The organism is Bacillus sp. AFS041924 (genome assembly GCF_002577195.1).
GTDB lineage: Bacteria > Bacillota > Bacilli > Bacillales > Bacillaceae_G > Gottfriedia.
The window spans coordinates 147,412-170,492 of sequence record NZ_NULG01000020.1 but is presented as its reverse complement, the minus strand read 5'-3'; the positions used below and the strand labels follow the sequence as shown (position 1 = coordinate 170,492).

Genomic DNA, 23,081 nt, shown 5'->3' with positions numbered 1-23,081 from the left:
TCGCAAATAAAAATCGGTTATTGCAATTAAATCTGTGGAAACGTAAATAAAAATCGGTAATCGCAATTAAATTTGTGGAATCGCAAATAAAAATTGGTTACCGCAATTAAATTTAAAGAATCACAATAAAAATTCTGATAATCGCAATTAAACTGCCAAGAGCGATGAAATTTAATCAGAAAGGTAATAAGAATTTTAAATAAATCACGAATTAATAGAGCGTTCATGTAAAAAATATAAAAAGTGGAGCTAAATGGATTCTTTTAAAGAAAAAATAAGTAAACTAAGCAAGATTAACATAGAAGACATAAGCGAGCTTGTTCCACTTTTGTATTTATTATGGTTAAATAGAGATAGTTCATTAAAAGGGTGATTTGTATGAAAAAAGTAATTCCTTTGCTTATCCTTTTGGTTGCATTAGGATATTCAATTTTTCAATTATATGACAAAAAAGAAGAAGAGAAAAAAGTCAGTAATAAAAATGATGCGTATATAGCTTCAATTCAAAAATTAGGTGTTCAGGTTGGGCAGCAGGCACCTGATATACAATTGATGACTTTAGATGAGAAAAAGGTTAATTTATCTACGTTTAAAGGTAAAAAAGTAATCTTAAACTTCTGGGCAACTTGGTGTCCACCATGTCAAGACGAGATACCGGCATTAGAGAAATTTCATAAAGAGCATAAGGATATTGAAATGATCGGTGTAGCGGATTATATTGGTGAGAAGAAGGACTTAAATTATATTAAAAACTTCGTTAATAAAAACGGAATGAATTATCGAATTTTAATTGATGAAAACGGTGATAACTTTCGAAAATATGGTGTAATTTCAATACCTACTACATATTTTATTAACCCAAATGGTGAAGTAGTGTTTAAGCAAATTGGACCATTAACTGAAAAACAATTAAATGCATTTTTAAAATAAGAAAAATTTACTAAAATGTAAGAAAACTCTTTTTTTTGGCAATACTAACATAAAAAGAAGAGGTGATTGTTATGAGAAAGAAAAGACATAAATCGTTTCAGGAATTAATAATTGAAAATAAAAATTCTTTATTAAATGATGAAGAGGCTTTGAATAAAATATATGATCGTTTAGAAGAACGTTTAGAGAGAAAAGCTAAAGCAGAATAAAGTATTCAGACAGTTGAAAACTCAATTTTTGGGGGCTTTGTCTTACTTGTGAGAAGGAAATATTTCCTTCTTTTTTTTGCCATAATCTTTTTTATTTCCATTACATATTTAAAGCAACATAACCAATACTATCGCTAGGGGGGCGATAATATGGGAAATCCACAAAAACATCCTAAAGATTTTGTACCAAATCATGTTGGAACTCAAAACAAAGCAGCTGGTGGGAATAAAGGGAAACAAATGCAATATAAAGATCCTACTGGAAAACAACCGATCGTAGATAACGGGTAATATTCAAATTAAAACACAAATTTTGAATTGGAGTGATTAATGATGGAATACCAAGCTAAGCCAGATGATCGTAGTGATAATGCAGAAAAGATTCAAGATATGATTAATAATACGAGGGAAAATATGAAAGAAGCAGAGGCTTCGATGAAGTTTGGCAATGAACAGGATCGTCAAAATGCATTAGCGAAGAACCAACGTCGTGAAGAAGCTTTGTCAGCATTAGAAAGTGAACTAAAAGACGAGCAAGCATTTAGTAATACAACTGATTGATTAAAAAAGAAGCTAGGTATTCTGAGTTTGACTCATAAATACCTAGCTTTCTTTTATGCTCTTTTTACGATGTTAAAGTTAGCTTCAAGTAGCTCCCAATTTTGAATAAACGGTAAACCTAATTTCCAGTATGCGATACCTCGAATATTTTCTTCTTTTATTAAGTTAAATTTGGCTTGAATTGATCTTGCATCTTCGAACCAAACTTCATGTTTTTGACCATTTGATTCTGTATATCTGAAATGAGGAGCTCTAGCTTTGGTATCAAAAAGGATTTCGTTTGTCATTTGAATAGCTAAATTTGTAGCTGCTTCAGCACTTAATGCTTTTGCCATAGTTCCTTGCTTAAACGGTACTTTCCAGTCGAATCCGTATAAATTTTGTCCCATTATTATTTTGGGTACGGGGATTACTGACTTCGCATAGTTGATTACTTTACGGACTTGATCAATCGGTGATACGGCCATCGGTGGTCCGCCTTGCCATCCCCAGTCATATGTCATAATAACAACGAAGTCTACAACTTTACCTATGTTCGCGTAATCATGAGCTTCGTAAAATCTTCCTTTTTGAGTTGAACTTGTTTTAGGTATTAAAGTTGCACTCAATAAGAATCCTTGAGGAAGTCTTGATTTTAACTTGTTTAAAAAATTGATATAAGCTACACGGTCAGTTGAAGCAACGTCTTCAAAGTCTATATTTACTTCTCTAAAACCGTATTTATTAGCCGTACTTATAATTGTATTGATCAGTTTATCTTGAACTGCTGGACTTTGTAATATCGAAGTTGCGAGTGATGTTGAAAACTGCCCATTTTCAAGATTAGAGACAACCATCATATAAATACAGCGATTATCCTTTGCGATTTGAGGAATGTTTCCTAGAGGTGGTTCTGTTAGCGTACCATCACTTTTTGCATCAAAGCTAAAATGGGCTAAATAGGTTAAAAATTTACTTTCTTTCCGTGCGGATTCCTCAAGTGCTGGTTTAATTGGATCCGAAGTAGGTTGTAAATAACCAATGGATTCAATATTTCTTTTTTTTCTTGGTGGAAGATGAAGTTTTTGACCAATATTTAATGAAGCATATGGACTAATTCCACTTAAGGTTGCAATTTGACTACCTGACACACCATATGTTAAACCTAACTCAAATAAATTATCACCAGGTTGAACAAAATATTCGTTACCTGTAGTTGGTACAACAAGCGATTGACCCTTTATTATTTTATAAGGAGCTACTAGAGCATTAGAGTTAATGAGTGCTTGGCGTTCAACTCCATAAAAATCTGCAATACTCATTACTGTTTCTCCACTTTTTACAACATGAATTTGCATCAAGTCTATCTCCTTTCATTAAACGTTGATATTCGTCACTAATAAATATATGCCAAAGAGTTTGGATTAGAAGAGAATAGGTGGAAAAGCAAAGTGAAATCGATTTAAAAAGAAAAAACCTAGACATTGGCTAGATTTTTCCTGAAAATTTATTTTGTTGTTTCTTTGTTGTTATTTGGATCAAGTGGAAATTGAATAATATTTGAGTCGCTACCTGAGACAGTAGGAAGTTTTCCATCCCATTTTTCTGCCTTTTTATATTCAATTAAGTCTTTAGTTAAAGATTGCTGGATGACTTTGTTAGCTTTAGCTTGCCCTTGAGCACGGATTAGCTGTGAATCAGCATCAGCTTTAGCTTCAACTTTTTTCTTTTCTGCTTCTATTCTAGCTGTCTCAAGTTCTATTTTTTTACGGTCATATTCTTGGGCGGCTTGAACACGTGCATCAATTGCTTCCTGCGTTTTTGCATCAGGCTTTGGCGTTCCTAGTGTTAAGTTTTCAACAAAGAAACCAAGAACTTTTACATCATCTTTAAAAATTGTTTCAATATCTGCTGCGGCATTACTTGATTTCTCACCGTATAATTGTAAAACCGTATATTTTGATACAGCAATTCGTGCTGCATCTTGTAGACGTTTTTTCAAATATGTATCTTCAATTTCCTCAATTGAAATCGGTCCAAATTCGTTAAACATTGAAACTACTTTTGTAGGATCGATTTTATATGAATATGACAAATCCATTTCAATCCGTTTACCATCAGAAGTAGCCAAGGCAGCGTCTTTATATTCTACAGTGCGTAAGCGAATTGGATATTCAGTGACTTTATCAAACAGACCTACAAAATTCCATCCTTGTGACAATGTATTTTTTTGAATTCCGCCATTTGGAGAATAAACGACTCCAACATAACCAGGGGTAATCTTTTCAATAAAAAAAGTAGGGATTGTAACGATTAATATTAATGCGACTGCAGCAATAATACCCCCTATAACTTTACGACTAAAAAATGAATTCCTTTTTTCATTTGGAAGATTTTCCATTATTTTTGTCCTCCTTTTCCTTCATTATGTTTTTTACTTTTACAGATTTTTCACCGATTCTTTCAAAGGTAGGTGAAAGGAGTAGCCAAATTCCGAATAAAAAAAGAAGGATAATTATGATTGAACCGATTATTACCTTCAAGAACATCTACCTCCCAATGATAAAAAGTTAGAAGATTATTAAATCGTTATAAGAAAATTATAACATTTAGGATAAGTTAAAAAATAGAACAATTATTAATTTTTTGGTAAAGTATTCTGTAGAAGAATACGAGGTGAAATTATGTATATATCAGAGAAACTAGTAGAAGTAAGATATGCTGAAACAGATGCGATGGGTGTTGTGTACCATGCAAATTATTTAGTTTGGTTTGAAATAGGAAGGACTCAATTAATAAAAGATTTAGGCTTTAATTATGCAGAAATGGAATCACAAGGAGTAATTTCTCCGGTTATTGATTTAAATGTATCATACAAGAAAAGTCTGCGATACGGTCAGACTGCTAAAGTTAAAACGACAATTAAATCTCTCACACCACTTAAAGTGATTTATGAATATGAAATTGTTAATGAAGAAGGGGAAGTTTGCTGTATTGGAAATTCGACACATGTCCTTGTTCATAAAGAATCATTTAGACCGATTAAATTTAAGAAAATGTTCCCAGATTGGTATGAAGCATATGAGAAAGCGATGGAACAGGTTTAAGAGATTAAATTTAAGTTAACAAAAAATAGAATACATTAGAAAATAAAAAGATTAGAGATGGAAGATAGAATCTTTAATCTCTAATCTTTGATTTTTAAAATTTTACTTTTGGTTCTGTTTTATCTTTAATTCTTTTTATATTTGGACGATGTTTATATACTACAAAGATTGTTAGTACGATCAAAATATAGGTGAGTATGTAGCTATTATCTTTTATTAGTCCTGTGTATTCCATAATATAAGCTAATATTGTGCCAATAAAGGCCGTTAACATCGACGAAAGTGATACATATTTTGTAATTTTTAAAGTAATCGCAAAAACAATGATTAGGGCAACAAAAAGTAATGGAGATGCATATAACAGAATCCCAGCTGAAGTTGCGACCGCTTTACCACCTCTAAAACCGGCAAATATTGGATACATATGACCAATTACAGCAATTAAGCCGATGATTAAAGGATGAATTCCATTGTAATGGAATAATACTGGTAATGAAGCTGCTAATGTTCCTTTTAATATATCTCCTAGTGTAACAATAATACCTGCTTTTTTACCTAATGTGCGGAATGTATTTGTCGCACCTAGATTTCCGCTACCGTGTTGACGAATGTCTACTCCGTAAAATATTTTTCCAACCACTAAACCGAATGGAACAGATCCGATTAAATAGGCTAGTACTATAATGACCAAGCTCATGTTCTAGCTCCTTTTCAAACAATAATAAATTAGTGCAGTATCATACCATTTTAGCACAATTTTAAGCGAATATATAGATAGATAAGATAGAATATTGATCGATGTGCAGGTTAAGGACAAAGAAAGGTGAAAGAAGCTCTTTTTTTATATTCTATGCTAATCTCTTTATTATCATATTTAATGGAAGGAAAAAATTATGAATCCGACAGTTTTAATAATTGAAGATGAAAAAAGATTAAGAGAAATCGTGAAAGAATATTTTGAAAACGATAATTTTACTGTAATCGAAGCAGAGGATGGACAACAAGGTATAAATAAATTTAATGAAAATCAAGTCGATTTAATCATATTAGATTTAATGCTTCCAAAAATTGATGGATGGGAAGTATGTAAGTTAATTAGGGAGCAATCAAGTATTCCGATTATCATGATCACAGCCCGCTCAGAAGAAGAAGATCAATTACTTGGTTTTGATCTTGGAACTGATGAATATGTGACAAAGCCATTTAGCCCTAAAATTCTTGTTGCAAAGGCAAAAAGTGTACTTAGAAGAACAGTTGACCAGAAAGAAGACGATAAAGAATCTAAGACGATATGTGGAATAATGATTAACATGTCATCAAGGACAGCTATGATTAATAATGAAATATTACAATTGACTCATAAAGAATTCGAGTTATTGTGTTATTTAATTGATAATAAAGGCATCGTTTTAACGAGAGATCAATTATTGAATAATATTTGGGGCTTTGATTATTTTGGTGATGGTAGAACGGTTGATACTCATATTAAAAAACTTAGACATAAATTAGGAGACAAAGCAAAGCATATAGCAACGGTTATAAGAGTAGGCTATAAATTTGAGGAGTAGAAGATGAAAAAGAGTATAGTCCGTAAACTTTTTTTATCCATCACTTTATTATTAGTTATTTTTTTATTAATTGTATTTGTCGGTCAATCGATCTTCATGCAATCTTTCTATACGAATAAAAAAGTTAATATTGTAACAGACGAACTAACCCAATTTGCAAAAGGGTATAAAGCGGGTAAGTTTAATAAGAATCAGTTCCAAAAAGAACTACAAAAACTATATTCGAAGTACAATACAACTTTAGCAGTTTTAGATAGAAGAGGGGTATTAAAAGCTGAGAATAATTTTGATTTAACTGTACTTACAAATGAAGGAAAAAAGGTATATGTACCATTAAATAATCTATTATATTCAGATCAAATAGATAGTATTTTAAGACTGAATATTAAAGAAAATTCACGAATTACAATCCGTGGATATATTCAAGATGATTATTTTATTCCGCTCTATATAAAAACGAATATGGGAGTTTGGCAGGAGGAAAATCAACCTTCAAATCCAGTTCAATTATCAACTAAAAATAGTATTCAAGAAATGGTGAATATTGAAATTAAAGGTAAAGTAATTAATTTACATTTACCAATTGCTAACCAATATACTTATTCTGCTCAATTGAACTCACTTATGGGTGCTATAACGGATTGGACTAAAAGTAATGAAGATTTTTCAGAATATACCGAAGCGGATTTTCCACTAATTTATCGCTATTTTGATCGAGCAAATGGATTGGAAAATAAAGTTTTTATATACCCAATTAGTACAAATGATGGTTCTAAAGAAGTTATTTTTGCGATTACATCACTTCAACCAGTAAATGAAGCAATGTTTGTTTTAAAAGATTTTTATATTTACGCTTTTATCATTGCTTTATTACTAATCGTGATTGTTTCTTTTTATTATTCCAAAATGATATCTAAGCCATTATTGAAAATGAATGCTGTTACAAATCAATTAGCAAAGTTAAATTTTAACGAGAAAATCGATATTCAATCAGATGATGAAATTGGACAATTGTCTAATTCGATTAATTCCTTATCTGAAAATCTAGCTAGTACAATTGAAAATTTACAGCAAGTAAATTCAAAATTATTGAAGGATATTGAAAAAGAGAAACAATTAGAGCAAATAAGAAAAGAGTTCATCAGTGGGGTTTCTCATGAGCTAAAAACCCCATTAAGTATTGTACAAAGTTATGCAGAAGGATTAAAAGATGGATTAAATATTGAGAAAAATGGTTATTATGCAGATGTAATCCTTGAAGAAGTTGATCGAATGAACGGGTTAGTCGTAGATATGCTCGAGCTTTCTAAACTTCAATCAGGAACATACACACTTAGAAGTGAACCATTCTTAATCGTAGAGTGTATCGATCATGTAATGATCCGGATGTTTGAAAATAGTAGCAATAATAATCGTTGTAAGTTGAATTTTAATTTAGATGAAGATACGTTAGTAATTGGTGAGAAAAGAAAAATTGAACAAGTAATCATTAATATCCTTTCAAATGCAATTCATTATGGTAATCCGGGTAGTGTAGTAAAAATTAGTTTATTGGATAAAGGAGATCATGTAAATATTGCTATTTTTAATGAAGGAAATCCAATCCCAGATGATAAGATTGATAAAATTTGGAATCGCTTCTATCGTATTGATGAATCAAGGAATCGGCAAAATGGTGGAACTGGTTTAGGTTTATCAATCGTAAAAACTATTCTTGATTTACATCATTCAACTATTAAGGTTCATAATAAAGAAGATGGAGTCGAATTTATTTTTAATTTAAAAAAATATTTAAAATAGGTCTAAAAGTTCACAGCAAATACACATGAGTGGGTTAAATTAATATCAATAAAACATACCTACATATTGGAGGAAAGAATTATGGGATATTATGATGAAACAGATTTATATGATGAAAATCAAAATAATCATAAAAGACATAAGAGAAGTAGACGTGGAGGTTATCCGCTTGTAACAGGCTTTATTGGAGCAATTATCGGAGCAGTAACCATTTCAATCGTATCACCAGATATTTTTAACTTAACGAATAAGCCAAACTTATCGAATGAGACGACACCAGTGCCAACACAAGTAATAAATGTATCACGTGAAGACTTAACCACAACAATTCAAAATGCACGAAAGTTTGTAGTAGGTGTAAATAATTATCAATCTTCAAATCCATTTTCAATGGAAACAGAGGAAGCCGGATCAGGTTCAGGTGTTGTTTATAAAAAAGTAGGGAATAAAGCCTTAATAGCTACAAATAACCACGTAGTTGCTGGTGCAAAACAATTAAAAGTAAAAATGGCAGATGGTCAATTAATTGATGCTAAACTTGTAGGAACAGATGAATTATTAGATTTAGCTGTTGTCGTAATTGATGCGAAATATGTAGCGAATATCGCTAAATTAGGTGACTCAGAAAAAATTAATGTAGGTGAAACAGCTATTGCAATTGGAAATCCACTAGGGTTTTTAGAAAGTACTGTAACACAAGGTATTGTAAGTAGTAAAGCTCGAGAAATACCTCAAGATATCGATGGTGATGGTGTTGCTGATTATCAAACTCAAGTAATTCAAACAGATGCAGCGATTAATCCTGGTAATAGTGGTGGTGCATTAATTAATGCTAAAGGTGAAGTAATTGGCATTAACTCTAGTAAAATTGCTGAACAAGCTGTAGAAGGGATTGGATTTGCGATTCCAATGAATATTGCAAAACCTGCTTTAGATCAAATTGAGAAGTTTGGTGAAGTAACTAGACCAGTTATGGGTGTAGGTTTAAAATCACTTGAAGAAATTCCTCAATTTAATATCGAAGAAAACTTAAAATTACCTGGATCAGTTACGAAAGGTGCAGTTGTAACACATGTGGATCCAAATACACCTGCTGCTAAAGTTGGTATGAAACAACTTGATGTAATTGTAGCATTAGATGACAAACCTGTATCTAATGTAATTTCGATTAGAGAATACTTGTATTCAAACAAAAAAGTAGGAGATAAACTTAAGATTACTTACTACCGTGACGGTAAATTAAAGGATACAACATTAACATTAGCGTCTAGTCAATGATTGACAGGTAGCTGATTTTAGAAATATGATAAAAGAATAAAAATAAATAAGCGAAAAGTAAAAACTTTTCGCTTATTTATGTAAATTGAAAGGGTGATTAGTATATGAGTAAATACCCATCAAGAGAAGAAATTGGACAAATTTTAAAATCGAGTAAAGTAATCGCAGTTGTTGGCTTATCAGGTGACCTATCTAAAACGTCTTATATGGTAAGTAAAGCAATGCAAGATGCTGGTTATAAAATTATTCCAGTAAACCCAACAGTTGATACTGTATTAGGTGAAAAAGCTGTAGCAAGTTTAACAGAAATAAAAGAAAAAGTTGATATTGTAAATGTATTTAGAAGACCAGAACACCTATTAACTGTAGCACAAGAGTTTCTAAAAATTGATTGTGATGTATTCTTTGCCCAACTTGGTATTGAAAACGAAGAAGCATATCAATTGTTGAAAGAAAATGGTAAGACTGTCATTATGGATCGTTGTATTAAAGTAGAACATGCAATGACAAGATAGGCCGTTAAAAAAGCTCACTGTTTCAGACTGCCCGCCAAACGCTCGGTTTCTTTGTCGCTTAAAGAGACATGTGATGTTCATTACAGTTTAGGTAATTCTGCTTCTCACAAAGCTTTCGTGTAGCGAATGAAAAGCGCTTGCAATCAATTTGGAAATCAAATTTTTAAACTTACTTCTGGCTCACTGTTAATCAGTGAGTTTTTTTAACGGAAGAACTAAAAGGGGATAATTAAAATTAAGGAATGACGAGAAATTATGTAGATCTGCGTCAAATACAAACCAAAATAGAAGGAATAGAAACGCTTTATTGCGCGATTTTTTATATTTGAATTTTATCGAGATTATTTTATCGTTTTAACCTTGAATTTTACATTTCCTTGATTTGAAATTCCTGTTTTTTTATGACTATACCTTACTTTTTTTTCATGTTCGACTTGTAAGTTAGGAAAAAAACCATTAACATGAACGATTAGAAGAAACATTTTATTTATACTATGATATAATGGAACAAATGTTCTGATGTAAGTGTTTAGTTAGAAAGGAGAAATGGTGTTGGCAAAGAATGAAACAACATATAACGAAGATGCGATACAGGTACTAGAAGGTTTAGAAGCTGTACGTAAACGACCTGGAATGTATATTGGCAGCACAGATAGTAGAGGTCTGCACCATTTAGTTTATGAAATCGTAGATAATTCTGTAGATGAAGCATTAGCTGGTCACGGGACTCAAATAGATGTGATTATTCATAAAGATAATAGTTTAAGCGTAAAAGACCACGGTCGTGGGATGCCAACTGGAATGCACAAAATGGGAAAACCAACACCAGAAATTATCTTAACTGTATTACATGCAGGTGGTAAATTTGGACAAGGCGGCTACAAAACAAGTGGTGGTCTACATGGTGTTGGTGCATCAGTTGTAAATGCATTATCTGAATGGTTAACAGTTGAAATTCACCGTGAAGGAACGATTTATAAGCAACGTTTTGAAGAAGGTGGGAAACCAGTCACTTCATTAGAAATCGTTGGAAAAACTAGACGAACTGGTACAACGATTCATTTTAAACCAGATCCAACTATTTTTAGTACAACAAATTTTAACTTTGATACTTTAAGCGAAAGACTCAGAGAGTCTGCCTTTTTATTAAAAGGTTTAAAAATTACAATTAAAGATGAACGCCATGATGCTTTCGAAGAGTTTTATTATGAAAACGGTATCGAAGCATTTGTAGCGTATTTAAACGAAGAAAAAGAAGCATTACATCCAGTTGTCTTCTTTGAAGGACTACAAAATAATATTGAAGTTGAATTTTCGTTCCAATTTAATGACGGTTATTCAGAAACGATGCTTTCTTTCGTAAATAATGTTCGTACAAAAGACGGTGGTACGCATGAAGTTGGTGCAAAAACTGCTTTAACACGAGCATTTAATGAATATGCAAGAAAAGTAAATCTTTTAAAAGAAAAAGATAAAAATTTAGATGGAGCGGATATCCGTGAGGGTTTAGCTGCAATTGTATCTGTACGAATTCCTGAAGAGATACTTCAATTTGAAGGACAAACAAAAGGAAAATTAGGTACAAGTGAAGCAAGGTCAGCTGTTGATTCAGTTGTTTCTGATCAACTAGCTTATTTCCTAGAAGAAAATCCGGATATTGCAACTTCATTAGTTAAGAAATCTATAAAAGCATATCAAGCTAGAGAAGCTGCGAGAAAAGCACGTGAAGAAGCAAGAAGTGGTAAAAAGAGAAAGCGTTCAGAAACTTCATTAAGTGGTAAGCTGACTCCAGCACAGTCACGAAATCCGCAGAAAAATGAATTATACCTAGTTGAGGGTGATTCAGCCGGTGGTAGTGCAAAACAAGGTCGTGATCGACGTTTCCAAGCTATCTTGCCTTTACGTGGTAAGGTAATCAATACCGAAAAGGCTAAATTAGCGGACATAATGAAAAATGAAGAGATTAATACAATTATTCATGCAATTGGTGCAGGAGTAGGTAGTGATTTTGAAGTTGAAGATGTTAATTATGACAAAATTGTTATTATGACCGATGCGGATACAGATGGTGCGCATATTCAAGTGCTATTATTAACTTTCTTTTACCGCTACATGAAGCCATTAGTAGAGGCTGGTAAAGTTTATATCGCCTTACCTCCTTTATTCAAAGTAAGTAAAGGTACTGGGAAAAAAGAAGTAATTGAGTATGCTTGGTCAGAAGTAGACTTACAAGATGCAATCAAAAAAGTCGGTAAAGGATATATGATTCAGCGTTACAAAGGACTTGGTGAAATGAATGCTGACCAACTTTGGGATACAACAATGGATCCAGAAACTAGAACGCTTATTCGAGTGAAAATTGATGATGCTGCAAGAGCAGATCGTCGTGTAACTACTCTAATGGGTGATAAAGTTGAGCCTAGACGTAAATGGATCGAATCAAATGTAGTGTTTGATTTAGATGAAGAGGATAAAATTTTAAACAATGAACAAGTTGAAGTTGAAACAGAAGGGAGCGATATCTGATGCAATCATCGGAAAAGCTATATAATATCCCTTTAGAAGACATATTAGGTGACCGTTTCGGTCGTTATAGTAAATATATTATTCAAGAGAGAGCATTACCTGATGCTCGTGACGGTTTAAAGCCTGTACAACGACGTATTTTGTATTCTATGTATGTTGAAGGTAACGTCCAAGATAAGCCTTATCGTAAGTCTGCTAAAACAGTCGGAAATGTAATTGGTAATTATCATCCTCATGGTGATACTTCTGTTTATGATGCGATGGTACGTCTAAGTCAAGATTGGAAATTAAGAAATGTATTAATTCAAATGCATGGTAATAACGGTAGTATTGATGGCGATCCACCAGCAGCTATGCGTTATACCGAAGCACGATTATCAGCAATTGCTAATGAACTGTTAAGAGATATTGATAAAGAAACTGTTGATTTTGTGCCTAACTTTGATGATACAAGCATGGAACCAGTTGTTTTACCATCAATGTTCCCTAACTTACTAGTGAACGGTAGCACGGGAATTTCCGCAGGCTATGCAACTGATATCCCTTCGCACCACCTTGGAGAAGTCATCGATGCGACGATCATGCGTATTGAAAATAAAAACTGTACAGTGGATGATTTAATGACTGTAATCCATGGACCTGATTTCGCTACTGGTGGGATTATTCAAGGTGTAGATGGTATAAAAAAAGCATACGAAACGGGTAAAGGGAAAATTATTATTCGAAGTCGTGTTCATACTGAGGATTTACGTGGTGGGAAACAAGCTTTAATCATTACAGAAATTCCATCAGAAGTAAATAAAGCGAATTTAGTTAAGAAAATTGATGAAGTTCGTCTTGACCGAAAAGTAGATGGAATTACGGAAGTACGTGATGAAACAGATCGCACTGGGATGCGTATTGTTATCGAACTTAAAAAAGATGCAAATAACGAAGCAATTTTAAATTATTTGTATAAAAATACAGAGCTCCAAATACCTTATAACTTTAATATGGTTGCGATTTATAACCGTACACCAAAACAAATGTCTTTACCTGCAATTCTTGATGCTTATATTGAACATCAAAAAGAAGTGATTACAAATCGTTCAAATTTTGATTTAAGAAAAGCAAAAGCTCGCCAACATGTTGTAGAAGGATTAATGAAGGCTTTATCAATTTTAGATGAAGTGATCGCAACAATTCGTTCTGCAAACGATAAACGAGATGCGAAAGATAAGTTAATTGCTCAATTTGAATTTACTGAACAACAAGCTGAAGCGATTGTTATGTTACAGTTATATCGTTTAACAAATACAGATATTACTGCATTACAAGAAGAAGCAGATGAGTTAGATAAAAAAATTAAGCAACTTGAAGCAATCTTAAACAGCGAAGCAAAATTATTATCTGTTATTAAAACAGACTTAAAGAAACTCAAATTAAAGTATGCTGACGACCGACGCTCAACAATTCAGGCAGAGATTGAAGAAATTAAAATTGCACGAGAAGATATAATCGCTCAAGAAGATGTGATTGTGACTGTGACAAGTGAAGGCTACGTTAAACGTACAAGCCCGAGATCTTATTCAGCTTCAAATGGTAAAGATTACGGTATGAAGGAAGGCGACCGTTTAATTTATCAAATAGAAAGTACAACAACAGATACGCTCATTTTATTTACATCAAAAGGTAATTATTTATACTTACCAATTCATGAAATGCAAGATATCAGATGGAAAGATATGGGGCAACATGTTGCCAATATTATTCCAATTGAGCGAGACGAGGCAATACTTTCTGCTACAGTCGTAAATAATTTTGAAGAAAATAAAGATTATATTTTATTTGTAACTAAAAATGGCGTTGTAAAACGTACGAGTATTCAGCAATTAAAAGTACAACGATATTCTAAACCACTTGTAGGTATGTCAATTAAGTCAGATGATTCGTTAATTTTTGCTGGTGTCACTTCAGAATCTAGTCGTGTGTTGATGGCTACAAATTTAGGGTACACATTGTTGTTTAATATAGAAGAAATCAGTACTCAAGGTTTAAGAGCCGGTGGAGTTAAAGGAATTAACTTAAAAGATCATGATTTTGTTGTATCTGCTGACATTATTAGTGATGAAGTGAAAGAAATATTCTGTGCAACACATCGAGCAGCCATAAAGAAAATGAAAATTGATACAATCCCTCAAAGTTCTAGAGGTACACGTGGTGTTAAAGTGCTACGAGATTTAAAAAATAATCCTCATTTATTAATTGGTGTATACGCCGTAAATGAAAATGATATGTTTGCATTATTAAGTAAGTCCGGTCAATTTGAGACAGTCGATCCTGCTGGTTTAAGAAATAGTGACCAATATAGCAATGGCTCATTTATAATGGATACAGACGATTCCGGTGATATCAAAACAATTATTCGATACAAAAAAGAAGAAAATAATTAAAAAAAGACCTATTCCATGTATATTGGGATAGGTTTTTTTGTCGAATTTGTCGAAAAATGTACAAATGATACTAGAAAACTATTTTTTGGGGATTAACCAAGAAGAATACATTAAAATTTTCTAATTTTGTATTTTGAAAATAAGGAATAAATGCTTTTAATGATTTTTTTATGGTAATAATTACCTAAAATAAGAATTAATCGACAAAATTGTCGAAATATTTTGAATCAAAAGAACTTGTCTAACGAAAAAATATAGCTTACTATTTTCTTAAGAATTTTAAATTTTCAAAAAAATAAGTTTTTAGGGGGCGTACATATGGTTTTAAAGAAAGGGTTTGCAATTTTGGCTTCAGTCTCGTTAACAGCAGGTATATTAGCTGGCTGTGGTAATAGTTCAAAAGATGGCGATCAAGTCATCAAAATTGCGACTAATACACCATTATCTGGTAATAATGCAATTTTAGGTGAGTCCATTAAGCTTGGAGCTCAGCTTGCATTAGAGGATCAAAAAGCAGCATTCAAAAAACTAGGCTTTGACTTAAAACTTGTTCCTTATGATGATCAAGGGGATCCAAAGAAAGGTGTAGCAAATGCTGAACAATTAGCTGCAGACAATAAAATCCTTGGTGTTGTAGGACATTTAAATTCTGGTGTAGCAATTCCTTCTTCTGTAAAGTATGAGAAAGACCATATCGTAATGGTATCTCCTTCAAATACTGCAAATGAAGTAACTGATCGTGGCTTAGGAGTAGTAAACCGAATTTGTGCTCGTGATGACTTCCAAGGTCCAGCTGGTGCAAATTTTGCTATCAATACTTTAAAAGCTAAAAATATATTTATCATTCAAGATAAAACACCTTACGGAACTGGTTTAGCGAATGAATTCAAAGCAGCTGCTGAGAAATTAGGCGCTAAAATTTTAGGTGAAGAGGGGATCTCAATCGGAGATAAAGACTTTAACGGAGTATTAAATAATGCGATTGCGAAAAAGCCAGATTTAGTATTCTTTGGAGGTCTATATGCTGAAGGAGGAATGTTATTAAAGCAAGCTCGTGAAAAAGGATTAAACATCCCATTCATGGGTGGAGACGGAATGGACTCTTCAGGATTAGTTGATATCGCTGGAGATGCTGTTAAAAACTTCTACTACACTTCAGTAGCTGGTGATACTTTAAAAACAGATAAAGGTAAAGCTTTTGCTGATGCATACAAATCTAAATTTAATAAAAACATCGAATCTTTTTCATCTTACGGATATGATTCTGCTGGCGTATTATTAGAAGGATTAAAAAATGCAATTAATGAAAACGATGGTAAAAGTCCAACACGTGAACAAGTTGAAAAAGCAGTACGTGCGATCCAAGATTATGATGGTGTAGTAACTAAGGTTGGCTTCGACGATAAAGGGGACAACAAATACGCTAAAGTATTTATCTATACGTTTAAAGAAGCTAAATATCCTGGTACTCAAGAAGGCGAAGTTACTAAACCTTAATTAGTAAAAAAACCAACCAGAAAAAGAAAAGAGTATCCCGTATAACGTGATACTCTTTTTCTCTCAATAAAGTGAGAAAATTGTAAAATTTTGGAAGTTAGTAACAAATTAAACTTACAATCTTTATAGGAGGTCTTATACATGAATGAAGTAATCCAAACACTACCTCAAGTACTAATAGACGGTCTTGTATTAGGAGCAGTTTACGCAATCGTTGCACTAGGTTATACGATGGTATACGGGATATTGGAACTAATTAACTTTGCACATGGTGAAATATTCATGGCGGGTGCATTCATTGGTACTGCTGTATTAATTACTTTTACTGGTTTAGGTCTATTAAGTAGTTTACCAGCAATTATCGTGTTAGCAATCGTTTTAATTATAGCATCTTTAGCAACTGGTTTCCTCGGAATGGGGATTGAGCGAGTAGCTTATCGACCTTTGCGAAAGGCACCAAAGTTAATTACATTAATTACAGCAATCGGTATTTCATTTTTACTTCAAGATATCGTACGTTTTATTGCTGAATTAAAAGAAGGAAACTACATTATTACTGGCCCATCACTATTTTCAGGACAACACCAAATTAAAACTAGCTCAATTCTTTCTTCATTTGAAAATGCACAAATAAAATCAGCATCAATCATTATTTTAGTCGTTGCAGTTGTAATGATGATTTCATTAGATTACTTCATCAATAAAACAAAATGGGGTACAGCAATGCGTGCAGTAGCACAAGATCGTGAAACTGCATCATTAATGTCTGTAAACGTAAACAAAGTTATCTCATTAACATTCTTTTTAGGATCGGGATTAGGTGGTGCAACTGGAGTGTTATTCGCTTTACAGTACAACACAATTGATCCGTACATCGGTTTTATTTTAGGCTTAAAGGCATTTACAGCTGCAGTATTAGGTGGAATCGGAAATATCCGTGGTGCAATGTTTGGTGGTTTATTAATCGGTGTGATCGAAGTGTTTGCAGCAACAAATTTATCAACTTTAACACATGGTATTTTCCCATCAGAATATAAAGATGTATTTGCATTTGGTATTTTAATTCTAGTTCTAATATTCAAGCCAGAAGGTTTATTAGGTAAACCTGTAGCTGAGAAAGTGTAGGTGAATTAGATGAAGAATTTATTAATGGGTCTAAAACAATCAAACAAACTACAAGGAATTTTCTTAGGAGCCTATATAGTTGTTACATCATTAGGATTATTTCTTCTACAAGAATCCGTAACGGCATTTCTATTAATCCTGTTTTCTTTATACTTGTTATATAAAACTAATTTTCAAGTTAAATTAAAATGGAGCATTGCAATACTAGTTTTAACAGTCATTATGCCATATGTAGCATCACAAGGTACAGCATTTGAATCATATATGGGTGTAGCGACTTTAGTTGGAATCTATGTCGCAATGGCACTTGGATTAAATATAGTTGTTGGCTTAGCTGGTTTATTAGATTTAGGATTCGTAGCCTTCTTTGCAATCGGTTCATACACTTATGCAATTTTTTCTACTAAACAAGTAACGAATTTCTTACATTTTGATTTTCTTCCTTTTTCAGGAAACTCATTCTGGGCATTTATTATTATAGGTGGAATTATTGCAGCTATTGCTGGCGTATTATTAGGTATCCCAGTACTTCGAGTGAAAGGTGATTATTTAGCAATTGTAACACTTGGATTTGGAGAAATTATTCGTATTGTATTTAATAACTTAGATAAACCAGTAAATATTACTGGAGGAGCGCAAGGTATATCATCTATTCCAGCACCTACTATTTTTGGTTTAGAGATTAACAGTTCAGGGCATTTTTATTATGTGGTGCTAGTTGTATTAGCTATCGTTATTTTAGCAGTTACTAGATTACAAGATTCTAAGCTTGGACGATCTTGGAAGGCGGTACGTGAAAATGAAATCGCAGCACAAGCGTCTGGTATCCATTTAGTTCGTACGAAATTAATTGCATTTGCAATTGGCGCATCTTTCTCAGGAATGATGGGTGTAGTATTCTCTGCAAAGCAAATGTTCATTGACCCTACAAGCTTTACATTGCTTGAATCAATCACGATCCTAGTAATGGTAATTTTGGGCGGAATGGGTAGCGTTCCAGGCGTAATTCTTGGAGCAGCACTTGTTACAATTTTAAATTTACAAGTTTTAACAGAAATAACAAACTATTTAAACCAATTAACATTAGATGGAGTAATTAATTTACCACCAGCTCTATCACCTTCTAAAATGCAGCGAATGATTTTCGGGCTAATTTTAGTACTAGTAGCAATCTTCAGGCCTAAAGGATTAATGCCTGCCAAAAATAAGATTGTTCCAAAAGAAGACGTAATCGATCAAACAGTAGTCGACGAAAAAACACGCTCAGTTTCACTTTAGGAGAGGAGGTTAACAAATGTTAAAAACAACAAATTTAACGAAAAGCTTTGGTGGGTTAACAGCGGTTAATAATGTAAATATCGAAATTAAAGAAGGCTCAATTACAGCTGTAATTGGACCAAATGGTGCAGGAAAAACAACATTTTTTAATATGATTACGGGTGTATACACGCCTACAAGTGGTGAAATTTTGCTAGGTAATGAGAGTTTAGTAGGGTTAAAACCTCATACGGTAAATAAAAAGGGGATTGCGCGTACATTCCAAAATATTCGTTTATTTAGTAGTATGACTGCTTTAGAAAACGTAATGGTAGGGATGCATCAGCATTTAAAATATGGTATTTTTTCAACATTATTTCATTTACCTAGCTTTAAAAAAGTAGAAAAGTCAGCAATGAAGGAAGCATATCAATGGTTAGAATACGTTGGTTTAGCTGATGTTTATAATGAAGAAGCATCTAGTTTATCATACGGTGCACAAAGACGTCTTGAAATAGCACGTGCATTGGCCTCTAAACCAAGAATCTTGCTTTTAGATGAGCCAGCCGCAGGTATGAATCCGAAAGAAACGAAAGAATTGACCGATTTAATTTTTCAAATGAGAGATGACCTAAACTTAACGATCGTATTAATCGAGCATGATATGAAGCTTGTTATGGAAATTTCAGAGTATTTATTTGTACTAGATCACGGTGAAAAAATTGCAGAAGGTAAACCACTAGAAATTAGAAACAACCAAAAAGTAATTGAAGCATATTTAGGAAAAAGTGCAGTGACTACTGCATAGTGAAAGGAGTATGAAAAAATGACGCTATTACAATTAAAAGATATTAACTCTTTTTACGGTGGTATTCAAGCACTGAAAAATATAAACATAGAAGTAAATGAAGGTGAAATTGTAACCTTGATTGGTAGTAACGGTGCAGGAAAATCCACTACACTAAAAACGATTTGCGGCCAAGTTAAACCAAAATCGGGAACTTTAATTTATAAAGGTGAAGAAATTATAAAGCTTCAATCTCATGAAATCGCTTTAAAGGGGATTGCGCATGTACCAGAAGGAAGAAGAATCTTTTCTAAATTATCTGTAAAAGAAAATTTAGAAATGGGTGCTTTCTCAGTTAAAGATAAAAAACTAATCGCAGCTCGTATGGAAATGGTATTTGACTATTTTCCTAGACTGAAAGAGCGTTTAAGTCAAAAAGGTGGTACGATGAGTGGTGGAGAGCAACAAATGCTAGCAATCGGTAGGGGACTAATGATGGGACCATCGTTACTGATGCTAGATGAGCCATCAATGGGACTTGCACCAATTATCGTTGAACAAATTTTTGAAATCATTGAGCAACTAAACAAACAAGGAATGACAATCTTATTAGTAGAACAAAACGCATACCAAGCTTTACAAATTGCCCATCGTGGCTATGTTATTCAAACAGGTGAAATTCAAATGGTTGGTGAAGGTAAGACATTAATGAATAATGAAGAAGTGAAAAAAGCATATTTAGCTTAAATAAAAAGGGGGCTATCTCAAAGTCTGGAAATCTGACTGATGATAGTCCTTTTTTAGTTGGAAAAATACTGATTTAAAACGAATGCTCTAAAAATGCATAGGGTGAGGGGATGAAGAAGCTACTCTCTTATGTAGATGGTGGTCATTTTCGAAGGGAATTGGGAAATTTAATGTAATTTTTTATATGATTTAAAAAGCATTTAAGCAAATTTGCTAGTTACTTATCTGCAGTTCGCTGTTTATTTGCACCTCTTTGGGGCTTCATTACGGTTAGACGGATTTTACGATAAAAAAAGGAGGTTCCCAAAAAAGTAGGACTTTTAGGACAACCTCTTATACATATGAAATATTATTTATTAGAAATAAATTCCGAAATTTTTAATTGTTCTTCATTTGAAGCATTGTTAATTGAAGATTGAAGTGATTCCTCTAGTAAACTACGATTCTTGTAAAAATCTTCATGTTTACTATTATAATAGTACTTCACTGCTTCTAAATCTGAGAAAAACTCTTTTCCAAGCTTTAGAAGAAATGTTACTGGAAGTCCTTCGATCACTACATTACTTACATTTTCAGAAATTTCATTTACCGTACTGTTTGAAGTTGAAATCATTTCCTCGTTTAATTCTTTAACTAGTAATTGTTCGAACCCTTTTATTTTATTGTTTCTTTTGTTCACGATTCGTTTTTTGCTCGTCTTTAATAAACGAATGGAATGATGTTTATCAAGCAAAACTGCTGAACGTTTCTTTTTCTTTATAAAAATGCTGCTACTCAAAACTAGCACTCCCTTCTGGTAGTATAGGTATATTAATAAAACAACTTTTTTATCATACCAATTAATACTCATGCTGTAAAGGTTTTATCTTTACATAAGATCTTCTCAGAATTATTCGAAAAATTCGCCGTATTTTTTTAGTATAAATGACCATAATAATATTTGACTTAATAGCAGTCACTTTGTTAAAATAACAACATATTATTTTAATACATATAACGTTGACGGAAAGAAGTAACTAAAGATTATTTTGCTTAGCGAATTGAGGATAGTGTGAGCTCAATCAAAACCTTTAGCGAAAGGCATTCCTGAGTTAATTCTTAAAGAGGACAATTTTTTTAATTGTCAACTAGGGTGGAACCGCGGGTGCATATACAGCTCTCGTCCCTAGGCTGAAAATGCCTAAGGATGAGAGCTTTTTTATTTCATTCTTGCATTTTCAAAACACAATTGAAAATTGGAGGCGAATGAAAATGTCAGAAAAATCAATGGAAGTCGTTGTAAGTCATGCTAAACACAGAGGATTTGTATTCCCAGGTTCTGAAATTTATGGTGGTTTAGCAAACACGTGGGATTATGGTCCACTTGGTGTTGAATTAAAAAATAATGTGAAAAAAGCTTGGTGGAAAAAATTCGTACAGCAAAGTCCATATAATGTTGGTTTAGATGCTGCGATCTTAATGAATCCACGTACATGGGAAGCTTCAGGTCATATTGGTAACTTTAATGATCCAATGATCGACTGTAAAAATTGTAAAGCTCGTCATCGTGCAGATAAATTAATTGAAAATGCTTTAGAAGAAAAAGGAATGGAAATTATCGTTGATGGTCTTCCTTTCACAGAAATGGCTAAATTAATTGAGGAACATAAAATTGCTTGTCCTGATTGTGGAAGCCATGACTTTACAGAAATTCGTCAATTTAACTTAATGTTTAAAACATTCCAAGGTGTTACTGAATCAAGTACGAACGAAATTTTCTTACGTCCTGAAACAGCTCAAGGTATTTTTGTAAACTTTAAAAATGTTCAACGTACAATGAGAAAGAAAGTTCCATTTGGTATTGCGCAAATCGGTAAAAGCTTCCGTAACGAAATTACGCCAGGAAATTTCACGTTCCGTACTCGTGAATTTGAACAAATGGAGCTTGAATTCTTCTGTAAGCCTGGTGAAGAGCTAGAGTGGTATAACTATTGGAAAGAAACTGCAAATAAATGGCTTTTAGCTTTAGGTATGAATGAAGAAAATCTTCGTTTACGTGAGCATAGTGAGGATGAATTATCACACTATAGTAATGCGACAACTGACTTTGAATATAAATTCCCATTTGGTTGGGGCGAACTATGGGGCATCGCGTCTCGTACGGATTATGATTTAAAACAACATATGGAATATTCAACAGAAGATTTCACATATCATGATCCAATTACAAATGAAAAATATGTTCCATATTGTATCGAGCCATCATTAGGTGCAGACCGTGTTACATTAGCATTTTTAATTGATGCTTATGAAGAAGAGGCATTAGAAGATGGTACTTCTCGTACTGTAATGCGTCTACATCCTGCATTAGCACCGTATAAAGCAGCGATTTTACCATTATCTAAAAAATTATCTGAGAATGCACAAGAAGTATTCGCTGCTTTAGCAGAAGACTTCAATGTTGACTTTGATGAAACTGGTTCAATTGGAAAACGCTATAGACGTCAAGATGAAATTGGTACTCCTTTCTGTATCACATATGACTTCGAATCGATTGAAGATGGAAAAGTAACAGTTCGTGACCGTGACACAATGGAGCAAACTCGTGTTGCAATTACTGAACTTCAATCATTCTTAGCAAATAAAATTAAATTTTAATTTAATTATTTGAAATCAGGTGTCCTTTTGGGCATCTTTTTTCATATATTTTAGTAAAGCTTGTTTAAAGTTTAATAAATTTACTAAAAATGGTAAAATAAAGGTATAAAATAAAGGAGGACTTTA

Annotated in this window: 21 protein-coding genes and 1 other annotated feature; of the genes, 17 read left to right on the top strand and 4 right to left on the bottom strand. The window is 32.9% G+C overall.

Features of this window, described 5'->3' with window-relative positions; all coding sequences use genetic code 11:
- The first annotated feature begins 378 nt into the window (after positions 1–378).
- From COC46_RS07775 to tlp, 4 genes are all read left to right on the top strand, one after another.
- Entirely contained in the window at positions 379–930 is a 552-nt protein-coding gene (locus COC46_RS07775) for a TlpA family protein disulfide reductase (RefSeq protein ID WP_098809172.1), read from the top strand.
- A 71-nt stretch (positions 931–1,001) separates the two neighbouring features.
- A complete protein-coding gene (locus COC46_RS07770) occupies positions 1,002–1,139 on the top strand; it encodes an FbpB family small basic protein (RefSeq protein WP_098809171.1) in 138 nt (45 codons plus the stop codon).
- Positions 1,140–1,289: 150 nt separating this feature from the next.
- The gene (gene sspN, locus COC46_RS07765; protein WP_098809170.1) at positions 1,290–1,430 is read left to right on the top strand and encodes a small acid-soluble spore protein N; all 141 of its coding nucleotides are present in this window, start codon (positions 1,290–1,292) and stop codon (positions 1,428–1,430) included.
- A gap of 39 nt (positions 1,431–1,469) precedes the next feature.
- Positions 1,470–1,700, top strand: coding sequence for a small acid-soluble spore protein Tlp (tlp, locus tag COC46_RS07760; RefSeq protein ID WP_098809169.1), 231 nt, complete (start codon positions 1,470–1,472; stop codon positions 1,698–1,700).
- Between the two features lie 53 nt (positions 1,701–1,753).
- On the opposite strand, the gene COC46_RS07755 is transcribed toward tlp, so the two are convergent.
- Positions 1,754–3,040, bottom strand: a complete 1,287-nt coding sequence (locus COC46_RS07755; protein ID WP_098809168.1) for a glycosyl hydrolase family 18 protein — start codon at positions 3,038–3,040, stop codon at positions 1,754–1,756.
- Positions 3,041–3,186: 146 nt separating this feature from the next.
- Entirely contained in the window at positions 3,187–4,080 is an 894-nt protein-coding gene (locus COC46_RS07750) for a prohibitin family protein (RefSeq protein WP_098809167.1), read from the bottom strand.
- Between the two features lie 283 nt (positions 4,081–4,363).
- Between COC46_RS07750 and COC46_RS07745 the strand changes: the two genes are divergently transcribed.
- Entirely contained in the window at positions 4,364–4,786 is a 423-nt protein-coding gene (locus COC46_RS07745; protein ID WP_098809166.1) for an acyl-CoA thioesterase, read from the top strand.
- A gap of 94 nt (positions 4,787–4,880) precedes the next feature.
- On the opposite strand, the gene plsY is transcribed toward COC46_RS07745, so the two are convergent.
- Complete coding sequence (plsY, locus tag COC46_RS07740) at positions 4,881–5,483, bottom strand: glycerol-3-phosphate 1-O-acyltransferase PlsY (RefSeq protein WP_098809165.1); 603 nt, start codon at positions 5,481–5,483, stop codon at positions 4,881–4,883.
- 196 nt (positions 5,484–5,679) lie between these two features.
- Here plsY and COC46_RS07735 point away from each other — a divergent pair, with 196 nt between their 5' ends.
- The 11 genes from COC46_RS07735 (at position 5,680) to COC46_RS07685 (ending at position 20,318) form a co-directional block, all read left to right on the top strand.
- Complete coding sequence (locus COC46_RS07735) at positions 5,680–6,354, top strand: response regulator transcription factor (RefSeq protein ID WP_098809164.1); 675 nt, start codon at positions 5,680–5,682, stop codon at positions 6,352–6,354.
- Between the two features lie 3 nt (positions 6,355–6,357).
- The gene (locus tag COC46_RS07730) at positions 6,358–8,154 is read left to right on the top strand and encodes a sensor histidine kinase (RefSeq protein ID WP_098809163.1); all 1,797 of its coding nucleotides are present in this window, start codon (positions 6,358–6,360) and stop codon (positions 8,152–8,154) included.
- Between the two features lie 81 nt (positions 8,155–8,235).
- Positions 8,236–9,432: a S1C family serine protease gene (locus COC46_RS07725; protein WP_098809162.1), complete on the top strand. Its 1,197-nt coding sequence runs from the start codon at positions 8,236–8,238 to the stop codon at positions 9,430–9,432.
- Between the two features lie 104 nt (positions 9,433–9,536).
- On the top strand, positions 9,537–9,947 hold the full coding sequence (locus COC46_RS07720) for a CoA-binding protein (protein WP_098809161.1): 411 nt from the start codon (positions 9,537–9,539) through the stop codon (positions 9,945–9,947).
- Positions 9,948–10,499: 552 nt separating this feature from the next.
- Positions 10,500–12,473 carry a DNA topoisomerase IV subunit B gene (gene parE / locus COC46_RS07715; RefSeq protein WP_098809160.1) on the top strand — a complete coding sequence of 658 codons (1,974 nt, stop codon included), beginning with the start codon at positions 10,500–10,502 and terminating at the stop codon, positions 12,471–12,473.
- Positions 12,473–14,905 (top strand): DNA topoisomerase IV subunit A, encoded by a 2,433-nt coding sequence (gene parC, locus COC46_RS07710; RefSeq protein ID WP_098809159.1) that lies wholly within the window; start codon positions 12,473–12,475, stop codon positions 14,903–14,905. Before parE ends, parC begins: the two co-directional genes overlap by 1 nt.
- 318 nt (positions 14,906–15,223) lie before the next feature.
- Positions 15,224–16,402 (top strand): branched-chain amino acid ABC transporter substrate-binding protein, encoded by a 1,179-nt coding sequence (locus COC46_RS07705; RefSeq protein WP_098809158.1) that lies wholly within the window; start codon positions 15,224–15,226, stop codon positions 16,400–16,402.
- Positions 16,403–16,543: 141 nt separating this feature from the next.
- On the top strand, positions 16,544–17,527 hold the full coding sequence (locus COC46_RS07700) for a branched-chain amino acid ABC transporter permease (protein ID WP_098809157.1): 984 nt from the start codon (positions 16,544–16,546) through the stop codon (positions 17,525–17,527).
- Positions 17,528–17,536: 9 nt separating this feature from the next.
- The gene (locus COC46_RS07695) at positions 17,537–18,805 is read left to right on the top strand and encodes an ABC transporter permease subunit (RefSeq protein WP_098809156.1); all 1,269 of its coding nucleotides are present in this window, start codon (positions 17,537–17,539) and stop codon (positions 18,803–18,805) included.
- Positions 18,806–18,821: 16 nt separating this feature from the next.
- Positions 18,822–19,592, top strand: a complete 771-nt coding sequence (locus COC46_RS07690; RefSeq protein WP_098809155.1) for an ABC transporter ATP-binding protein — start codon at positions 18,822–18,824, stop codon at positions 19,590–19,592.
- 18 nt (positions 19,593–19,610) lie between these two features.
- Positions 19,611–20,318, top strand: a complete 708-nt coding sequence (locus COC46_RS07685; RefSeq protein WP_069032386.1) for an ABC transporter ATP-binding protein — start codon at positions 19,611–19,613, stop codon at positions 20,316–20,318.
- Between the two features lie 349 nt (positions 20,319–20,667).
- Here the strand turns inward: COC46_RS07685 and COC46_RS07680 are convergent, their stop codons facing one another.
- Positions 20,668–21,096, bottom strand: coding sequence for a hypothetical protein (locus COC46_RS07680; RefSeq protein ID WP_098809154.1), 429 nt, complete (start codon positions 21,094–21,096; stop codon positions 20,668–20,670).
- A 212-nt stretch (positions 21,097–21,308) separates the two neighbouring features.
- Positions 21,309–21,488 (top strand) — a binding site (T-box leader).
- 81 nt (positions 21,489–21,569) lie between these two features.
- Here COC46_RS07680 and COC46_RS07675 point away from each other — a divergent pair.
- Positions 21,570–22,955: a glycine--tRNA ligase gene (locus tag COC46_RS07675; RefSeq protein WP_141550879.1), complete on the top strand. Its 1,386-nt coding sequence runs from the start codon at positions 21,570–21,572 to the stop codon at positions 22,953–22,955.
- Positions 22,956–23,081: the final 126 nt, after the last annotated feature.

What these genes read in the sequence shown, in the direction of transcription:
- COC46_RS07775 (WP_098809172.1), top strand. Translation starts at nt 379, where the DNA reads ATGAAAAAAGTAATTCCTTTGCTTATCCTTTTGGTTGCATTAGGATAT.
- COC46_RS07770 (WP_098809171.1), top strand. Translation starts at nt 1,002, where the DNA reads ATGAGAAAGAAAAGACATAAATCGTTTCAGGAATTAATAATTGAAAAT.
- sspN (WP_098809170.1), top strand. Translation starts at nt 1,290, where the DNA reads ATGGGAAATCCACAAAAACATCCTAAAGATTTTGTACCAAATCATGTT.
- tlp (WP_098809169.1), top strand. Translation starts at nt 1,470, where the DNA reads ATGATGGAATACCAAGCTAAGCCAGATGATCGTAGTGATAATGCAGAA.
- COC46_RS07750 (WP_098809167.1), bottom strand. Translation starts at nt 4,080, where the DNA reads ATGGAAAATCTTCCAAATGAAAAAAGGAATTCATTTTTTAGTCGTAAA.
- COC46_RS07745 (WP_098809166.1), top strand. Translation starts at nt 4,364, where the DNA reads ATGTATATATCAGAGAAACTAGTAGAAGTAAGATATGCTGAAACAGAT.
- plsY (WP_098809165.1), bottom strand. Translation starts at nt 5,483, where the DNA reads ATGAGCTTGGTCATTATAGTACTAGCCTATTTAATCGGATCTGTTCCA.
- COC46_RS07735 (WP_098809164.1), top strand. Translation starts at nt 5,680, where the DNA reads ATGAATCCGACAGTTTTAATAATTGAAGATGAAAAAAGATTAAGAGAA.
- COC46_RS07730 (WP_098809163.1), top strand. Translation starts at nt 6,358, where the DNA reads ATGAAAAAGAGTATAGTCCGTAAACTTTTTTTATCCATCACTTTATTA.
- COC46_RS07725 (WP_098809162.1), top strand. Translation starts at nt 8,236, where the DNA reads ATGGGATATTATGATGAAACAGATTTATATGATGAAAATCAAAATAAT.
- COC46_RS07720 (WP_098809161.1), top strand. Translation starts at nt 9,537, where the DNA reads ATGAGTAAATACCCATCAAGAGAAGAAATTGGACAAATTTTAAAATCG.
- parC (WP_098809159.1), top strand. Translation starts at nt 12,473, where the DNA reads ATGCAATCATCGGAAAAGCTATATAATATCCCTTTAGAAGACATATTA.
- COC46_RS07705 (WP_098809158.1), top strand. Translation starts at nt 15,224, where the DNA reads ATGGTTTTAAAGAAAGGGTTTGCAATTTTGGCTTCAGTCTCGTTAACA.
- COC46_RS07700 (WP_098809157.1), top strand. Translation starts at nt 16,544, where the DNA reads ATGAATGAAGTAATCCAAACACTACCTCAAGTACTAATAGACGGTCTT.
- COC46_RS07695 (WP_098809156.1), top strand. Translation starts at nt 17,537, where the DNA reads ATGAAGAATTTATTAATGGGTCTAAAACAATCAAACAAACTACAAGGA.
- COC46_RS07690 (WP_098809155.1), top strand. Translation starts at nt 18,822, where the DNA reads ATGTTAAAAACAACAAATTTAACGAAAAGCTTTGGTGGGTTAACAGCG.
- COC46_RS07685 (WP_069032386.1), top strand. Translation starts at nt 19,611, where the DNA reads ATGACGCTATTACAATTAAAAGATATTAACTCTTTTTACGGTGGTATT.
- COC46_RS07675 (WP_141550879.1), top strand. Translation starts at nt 21,570, where the DNA reads ATGTCAGAAAAATCAATGGAAGTCGTTGTAAGTCATGCTAAACACAGA.